At 67.9% G+C, this 6258-nt stretch carries 8 protein-coding genes; all 8 read left to right on the forward strand.

Translation table 11 applies throughout. From position 1 onward, the window contains the following. The first annotated feature begins 15 nt into the window (after positions 1 to 15). The 8 genes from FZ029_RS26580 to FZ029_RS26610 all read left to right on the forward strand — a co-directional run bounded on the left by FZ029_RS26580 (position 16) and on the right by FZ029_RS26610 (position 6196). Positions 16 to 327: a putative quinol monooxygenase gene (locus FZ029_RS26580; protein ID WP_149272674.1), complete on the forward strand. Its 312-nt coding sequence runs from the start codon at positions 16 to 18 to the stop codon at positions 325 to 327. 32 nt (positions 328 to 359) lie between these two features. After that, entirely contained in the window at positions 360 to 1169 is an 810-nt protein-coding gene (locus FZ029_RS26585) for an SDR family NAD(P)-dependent oxidoreductase (protein ID WP_211104223.1), read from the forward strand. 78 nt (positions 1170 to 1247) lie between these two features. Next, positions 1248 to 2015, forward strand: a complete 768-nt coding sequence (locus FZ029_RS26590; protein WP_149272675.1) for an SDR family oxidoreductase — start codon at positions 1248 to 1250, stop codon at positions 2013 to 2015. Between the two features lie 146 nt (positions 2016 to 2161). Continuing rightward, positions 2162 to 3091: an AraC family transcriptional regulator gene (locus FZ029_RS26595; RefSeq protein ID WP_149272676.1), complete on the forward strand. Its 930-nt coding sequence runs from the start codon at positions 2162 to 2164 to the stop codon at positions 3089 to 3091. A 145-nt stretch (positions 3092 to 3236) separates the two neighbouring features. Further along, positions 3237 to 4073: an oxidoreductase gene (locus tag FZ029_RS26600; protein WP_149272677.1), complete on the forward strand. Its 837-nt coding sequence runs from the start codon at positions 3237 to 3239 to the stop codon at positions 4071 to 4073. Between the two features lie 91 nt (positions 4074 to 4164). Further along, positions 4165 to 4308, forward strand: a complete 144-nt coding sequence (locus FZ029_RS33170) for a hypothetical protein (protein WP_188052061.1) — start codon at positions 4165 to 4167, stop codon at positions 4306 to 4308. Positions 4309 to 4487: 179 nt separating this feature from the next. Then, positions 4488 to 5465 carry a zinc-binding dehydrogenase gene (locus tag FZ029_RS26605; RefSeq protein ID WP_149272678.1) on the forward strand — a complete coding sequence of 326 codons (978 nt, stop codon included), beginning with the start codon at positions 4488 to 4490 and terminating at the stop codon, positions 5463 to 5465. Positions 5466 to 5566: 101 nt separating this feature from the next. Then, complete coding sequence (locus tag FZ029_RS26610) at positions 5567 to 6196, forward strand: SDR family NAD(P)-dependent oxidoreductase (protein ID WP_211104224.1); 630 nt, start codon at positions 5567 to 5569, stop codon at positions 6194 to 6196. Positions 6197 to 6258: the final 62 nt, after the last annotated feature.

Genomic DNA, 6258 nt, shown 5'->3' on the forward strand with positions numbered 1-6258 from the left:
CGGAGCTGTTCCGCGATGAAGATTTTGACCAAGGCGGCGTTCTTCGCCGCCAAGCCGGGAAAGGGCGAGGCGCTCGGCGCCCGCCTGCTCGCCCTCGTCGAACCGACCCGGAGCGAACTCGGATGCCTGCGCTACGACATCCACCGCTCGGATGAGGATGAGGACTCGTGGTTCGTTTATGAGAACTGGGCGACCCAGGACGATTTCGACGCCCATATGCGCACGCCCTATGTCCAGTCCTTCATGGCCGCCCTGCCCGACCTCTGCACGGACGGCGTCACGATCCACACCGCATACCGGCTGACCTCCAATTTCGCCCCACGCTGATTACTCGGGATAGTGCCCAACAGGAGATTGCGATGAAAAGCAATGACCAGCGCGTCTGGTTGGTGACCGGATGCTCCACCGGCTTCGGCCGGCATATCGCCGGCCACCTTCTCGATATCGGGCAGAAGGTGGTCGTCACCGCCCGCAAGCCCCATCAAATCCAGGATTTGGCCCGGCGCGGCGACGCCCTGATCCTGCCGCTTGACGTAACCGACCCCGCCCAGACGCGGGACGCCGTTCAACAGGCGGAAGCACGGTTCGGCCGGGTCGACGTCCTGGTGAACAACGCCGGAATCGGCTATTTCGCCGCCGTCGAGGAGAGCGACGAGGCGCTGGTCCGGGCGATGTTCGACGTGAACCTCTTCGGAGCCGCCTCGACGATCCGCGCCGTGCTGCCGGGCATGCGCCGCCGCCGAAGCGGCACCATCGTCAACCTGACTTCTGTCGGCGGACTGGAGGGCTTTCCGGCCGTCGGCTTCTATTGCGCGACGAAATATGCGGTGGAGGGCCTGTCCGACAGCCTGCGCATCGAGACGGCACCGCTCGGCATTCACGTGATGACGGTGAGCCCGGCGCCTTCCGCACGGAATGGGCCGGTTCCTCCATCGAGGCGGCCGGCACCATCGCCGACTACGACGCGACCGCGGGCGAGGCCCGCCGGGCCTATCGTGACTCAGTGGGGCAACAGCCGGGCGACCCCACCCGCGCGGCGCAGGCAATCGCATCCGCGGTGCTGTCGGCCAATCCGCCCAAGCGCCTGCTGCTCGGCAACGACGCCTACACCGTGGCCATGGCCAAGCTGGAGGAGATGGGCCGCGAATTCCGCGCCTGGGAGGCTCTGACCCGCAGCACGGATTTCGCCGACGCGCCCAGGAGCTGACCCGACCCACCGCTCCACACCATCATTCAGGAGAGATCCCATGAACAGGTTCGCAGGAAAGGTGATCATCGTGACCGGCGGCGGTTCGGGTATCGGCGAGGCCGCCGTCCGCCGCTTTCTCGCCGAAGATGCCAGTGTGGTCATCACCGGCCGCAACAGGGACCGTCTGGAAAAAACCGCCGCGGACATGGCACAGGACCGCATTCTTCTGTTTCCGGCCGACGTGTCGAAACGGCCGGACTGCGATGCCGTGGTCAGCGCCGCGGTCGAACGGTTCGGACGGATCGATACGCTGGTCAACGCCGCAGGCATGAATCTGGTCGGCACGGTGGACGACACGTCGGACGAAGACTGGCGGGCTTGCATGGGCGCCGACGTCGACAGCGTCTTCTTCCTGACTCGGGCCGCGCTGCCGCATCTGCGCAAGACGAAGGGCTCGATCGTGAATGTCGGGTCGGTCTCCTCCCTGGGGGGCGGCTGGAGCCATGCGGGCTATAACGCCGCCAAGGCGGCGGTCGCCAATCTGACCCGGTCGGTCGCCTGCGACAACGGCAAGTACGGCGTGCGCGCCAACACGGTGTGCCCCGGCCTGACCGTGACCGGCATGGTCGACGCGATCTTGGAGGACGATGCGCTGCTCGAAAAGGCATGGGAGCGCATTCCGTTGCGCCGAGCCGGAAAGCCGGAGGAGATCGCATCCGCCATCGCCTTCCTGGCGAGCGACGAGGCCCAGTGGATCACCGGCGCCACCCTCGCCGTCGATGGCGGACAGACCTGCACCGACGGCGGACCCGAATGGGGAAAATAGGGCGACCGGCAATTCGACAGGCTGCCCCCCTGGTCCGATCCTCGCGAAGGGTTGCATGATCCTCCACGGGATCGCCGGGGGGCTGGGTGCGTCGGGGCAAAGACGCTAGGATGGCGGGCTGCGGATTGACCGGAACGGAAAATGCCATGTTCATGGAGACCGAATTCTCGCTGATCCTGGACCGCGTCACCTCCGAACTGGGGGACGGCGTCCACGAAACGCAAATTTCCCGGCTGGCGGTGATCCGCGCCAGCAGTCCCACCGAACAACTACACACCGTCTATGAGCCCTCCGTATGCTTCGTCGCGCGCGGGGCGAAGCGCACCATCGCCGGCGACCAGATCCTGGACTACCGGGCCGGCCAGTATCTAGCGGTCTCGCTCGATCTGCCGGTGATCGGGCAGGTGACGCAGGCGACGGCAGACAGCCCCTACCTGTGCCTGCGCCTGACGCTGGATCCGGCGTTGCTGAGCGGACTGATCCTGGAAGCGGGATTGAAGGCGTCTCCGCAAGCCGACCAGGGGCTTGGCCTGACGACCAGCCTCGCCACGCCGGAGATGATCGACGCGGCGGCCCGGATGGCGCGTCTGCTGGAGACGCCCGACGCCATTCCGGTGCTGGCACCGCTGGTGGAACGCGAACTGCTTTACCGGCTGCTGACCGCCGACCAGGGCAGCCTGCTGCACCGGATCGCGCTGGGTGAGAGCCGCACCGCCCAGATCGGCCGGGCGGTGAAGTGGATCAAGGACAATTTCCGCGAGCCGCTGCGCATCGAAACCGTGGCCGCCAAGGCCAACATGAGCCCGTCGGCCTTCCACCAACATTTCAAGGAGGTCACGGCGCTCAGCCCCCTCCAGTACCAGAAGCAATTGCGGCTGCAGGAGGCACGGCGGCTGATTCTGGCCAATCTGACCGACGCCGCCAGCGCCGGCTTCGCCGTGGGCTATGGCAGCCCGTCGCAGTTCAGCCGCGAATATGCCCGCCTGTTCGGGTTGCCGCCCATCCGCGACGCCGCCCGCCTGCGCTCCTCCATGACCGGCGGCGACGCAGGAGCACGGCAGGCCGCCCGGGCCTGACGCCCACGAGCGGCCTGGAAAGGTCTGGAGGATCAGGCAATCCTGCCGGACCTCTGGTCTACAGGGTAAAGCCCGTCCGCCCCTATTCTTCCTTCATCGGAACCGCACGCGACGGCGGTTCTCCAGCGAAGAAGGAAGACGGAACATGAGCAAGATCTGGTTCATCACCGGCAGCGCGCGCGGCATCGGGGCGGAGGTGGCGAAGGCGGCTCTGGCGGCCGGCGACCGCGTGGTCGCCACCGGCCGCAAGCTCGACCAGTTGCAGGCGGTCTATGCCGACTATGGCGACCGCGTGCTGACGGTGGCGCTCGACGTCGCCGACGAAGCGCAGGCGGTGGCGGCGGCGCAGGCGGCGGTTGACCGCTTCGGGCGCATCGACGTCCTGGTCAACAACGCCGGCTTCGGCCAGCTCGGCCTGTTCGAGGAGATCGAGGCGGCGGATGTCGAGCGGCAATTCGCCACCAACGTGTTCGGCCTGTTCCACGTCACCCGCGCGGTCCTGCCGGTGATGCGCCGTCAGCGCTCCGGGCGCATCCTGAACCTGTCCTCCATCGGCGGTGTCCTCGGCTTCGCCGGCGCCTCGGTCTATTGCGCGGCAAAATTCGCGGTGGAGGGCTTCTCGGACTCGTTGGCCCCGGAGGTGGCGCCCTTCGGCATCCACGTCACGGTGGTCGAGCCCGGCTTCTTCCGTACCGACTTCCTGGACGGCAGCTCGGTGCGCTACGGCTCCAAGCGGATCGAGGATTACGCCGCTCACTCCGCCGACATGCGGTCGAGCTATGACGGCTACAGCCACAAGCAGCCGGGCGATCCAGCCAAGCTGGCTGCCGCCATGGTCGAACTGGCCGGCACGTCCGAGCCGCCCCGCCACTTCCTGGCCGGCTCCGACGCCGTGGAGATGGCCAACGGCGTGATCGACCGGCGCCGCGCCGAGATCGCCGCATGGCGTGACCGTTCGGTCGGCACCGACTTCGAGGCCTGACGCCACCGGGACCGGGGCGGCCACCGCATGCGGGGCCGCCCCGCACGGGAGGATCGGGCAAGAACATCGTCACGACAGAGGAGATGCCCACATGCTCTGCATCGGGATCGTCACCGCGTCGCTCGGCCTGCTTCTGCTGGTCGGGAACGACCGCAATTTTCAGCTTCCGCCCCGCCATGAAAGGCGCCATCCCGCCAACCCCTACCGGCCGAGAGGCGAGGAATTGCTGGGATGAGGATCAGTCGGTGACCGCGCCGGACGAGGCGGACAACCGGCCGACCGCCGGTTGCCACGGGCGCAACGGCGCATGACCAAACGGCGTTCGCCGGGGGTCCGGCCGCCCGATAGGCTTCCTTCATCGGCTTCCAGGCGGCGATGGCGCCGCGGCGGATCACCTGACCTGAGGATTCCATCATGAGCAGCGGCCCCTTTCAGAAGACCGGCGCCGTCGTCCGTTTCCATCATCCCGGCCCTCCATCGGTTCTCGTCCTGGAAGATGAAGACGTTCCCCTGCCCGGCCCCGGCGAGGTCCGCTTCCGGGCGCGGGCGATCGGCGTCAATTTCGTCGACACCGCTTTTCGTGACGGCAGCTTCAACTCACCTCTCCCGGCAACCGGCGGGGTCGAGGCCGCCGGCGTCATCGACGCGGTAGGTCCGGGCGTAACCGACCATGCCGTCGGCGACCGCGTCGGCTATTTCTTCGCGCCGGGCAGCTACGCCGAGCTGCGCAACGTCCCGGCGGAGGTGCTGATCCGGCTACCCGACGACATCGCCTTCGACGATGCCGCCGCGATCATGACGAAGGGTCTGACGGCCTGGGTGGCGATCCGCCATCTTCATCCCGTCGAACCGGGCGAAGCGGTTCTCGTCCAGGGCGCCACCGGGGGAGTCGGGTCGCTCACCGCACGCTGGGCGGACGCCCTGGGCGCTCATGTCGTCGGCACTGGTTCCGCCGCCAAGCTGGGAGTGTTGACCGGATCCGGTGTCAGAGGCGTGGATTCCCATGATCCGAACCTGGCCGATCAGCTGCGGCGGCTGGTCCCCGGCGGTTTCGACGTGGTCTGCGAGTTCGTGGGCTGGGCCACCTTCCCAGCCTCCGTGGCGGCGATGCGCGACGGCGGCGAGATCGTCATGATCGGCGCCGCATCCGGCCGGCCGGAGGTCGACCGCGACACACTGGCGAGCCGCCGCATCCGGCTGTCGAGCGGCAGCACGGCCCAGTTGGTCCGTGGATCGCTTCTCGCCAGCGCCAGCGCGGAGGTCTTCGACGCCCATCGACGGGGCGTGTTCGGGACTTTGCGCCTCAGCCGCTATCCGCTGGCGGACGCCGTCCGCGCCCATGAGGACATCGCCTCACGCAACCGCGACGGCCTGCTCCTGCTGATCCCGTGATCGCAGCGTCCCAAGCCGCCACTCAAGTTTCTCTGCCCGGGTGACCGGATGCCACCGGCAGCACCCCGCACAATCGCAAGAGGAACCCAGCAATGCTTAGCATGGATGAATTTGCCGGCAAGGTGGTGCTGGTCACGGGGGCGGGCTCCGGCATCGGCCGGGAAGCGGCCCTGCTCTTCGCGGCGCGTGGTGCGCATGTCTTTGCGGCCGATCTGAACGAGGCCGGGCTTGCGGAGACGCTGGAGCGGATCGCCCGGGCCGGCGGCCGCGCGGCGGCGCGCCGGACCGACGTATCCGACGAGAGCGAGGTCGCGGCCCTCCTCGCCCATGTCGAACGCGAGGGTGGCCGCCTCGACGCCGCCTTCAACAATGCCGGCGTCACCGGCGGCACCCACCGGGTGGAGGAATACCCGGTGGAGGATTTCGACCGGGTGCTTGGCATCAACCTGCGCAGCATCTTCCTGGGCATCAAGCACGAGGTGCCCCTGATGCTGCGCAGCGGCGGAGGCGCCATCTGCAATACCGCCTCGGTCGCCGCACTCACCGGCCCCGGCGGAATGAGCGCCTATGCCGCATCCAAGCATGGGGTTCACGGCCTGACGCGGGTCGCCGCCATGGAAAACGCGGCGCGGAACATCCGCGTCAACACGCTGGCGCCCGGCTTCACCGAAACGCCGATGGTCGTCGCCAACGGCGCGCAGAACCCGGCCTTCGCCGTAAGCATCCGCTGAGTGCCGCGGTCAGGCAGCTTTCGTCTGCTCGCGGATTGCCTTCCATTCCCAGGGGAGGAGTT

The sequence above is a fragment of the Azospirillum sp. Sh1 genome (genome assembly GCF_008365135.1).
Classification (GTDB): Bacteria; Pseudomonadota; Alphaproteobacteria; order Azospirillales; family Azospirillaceae; genus Azospirillum; species Azospirillum oryzae.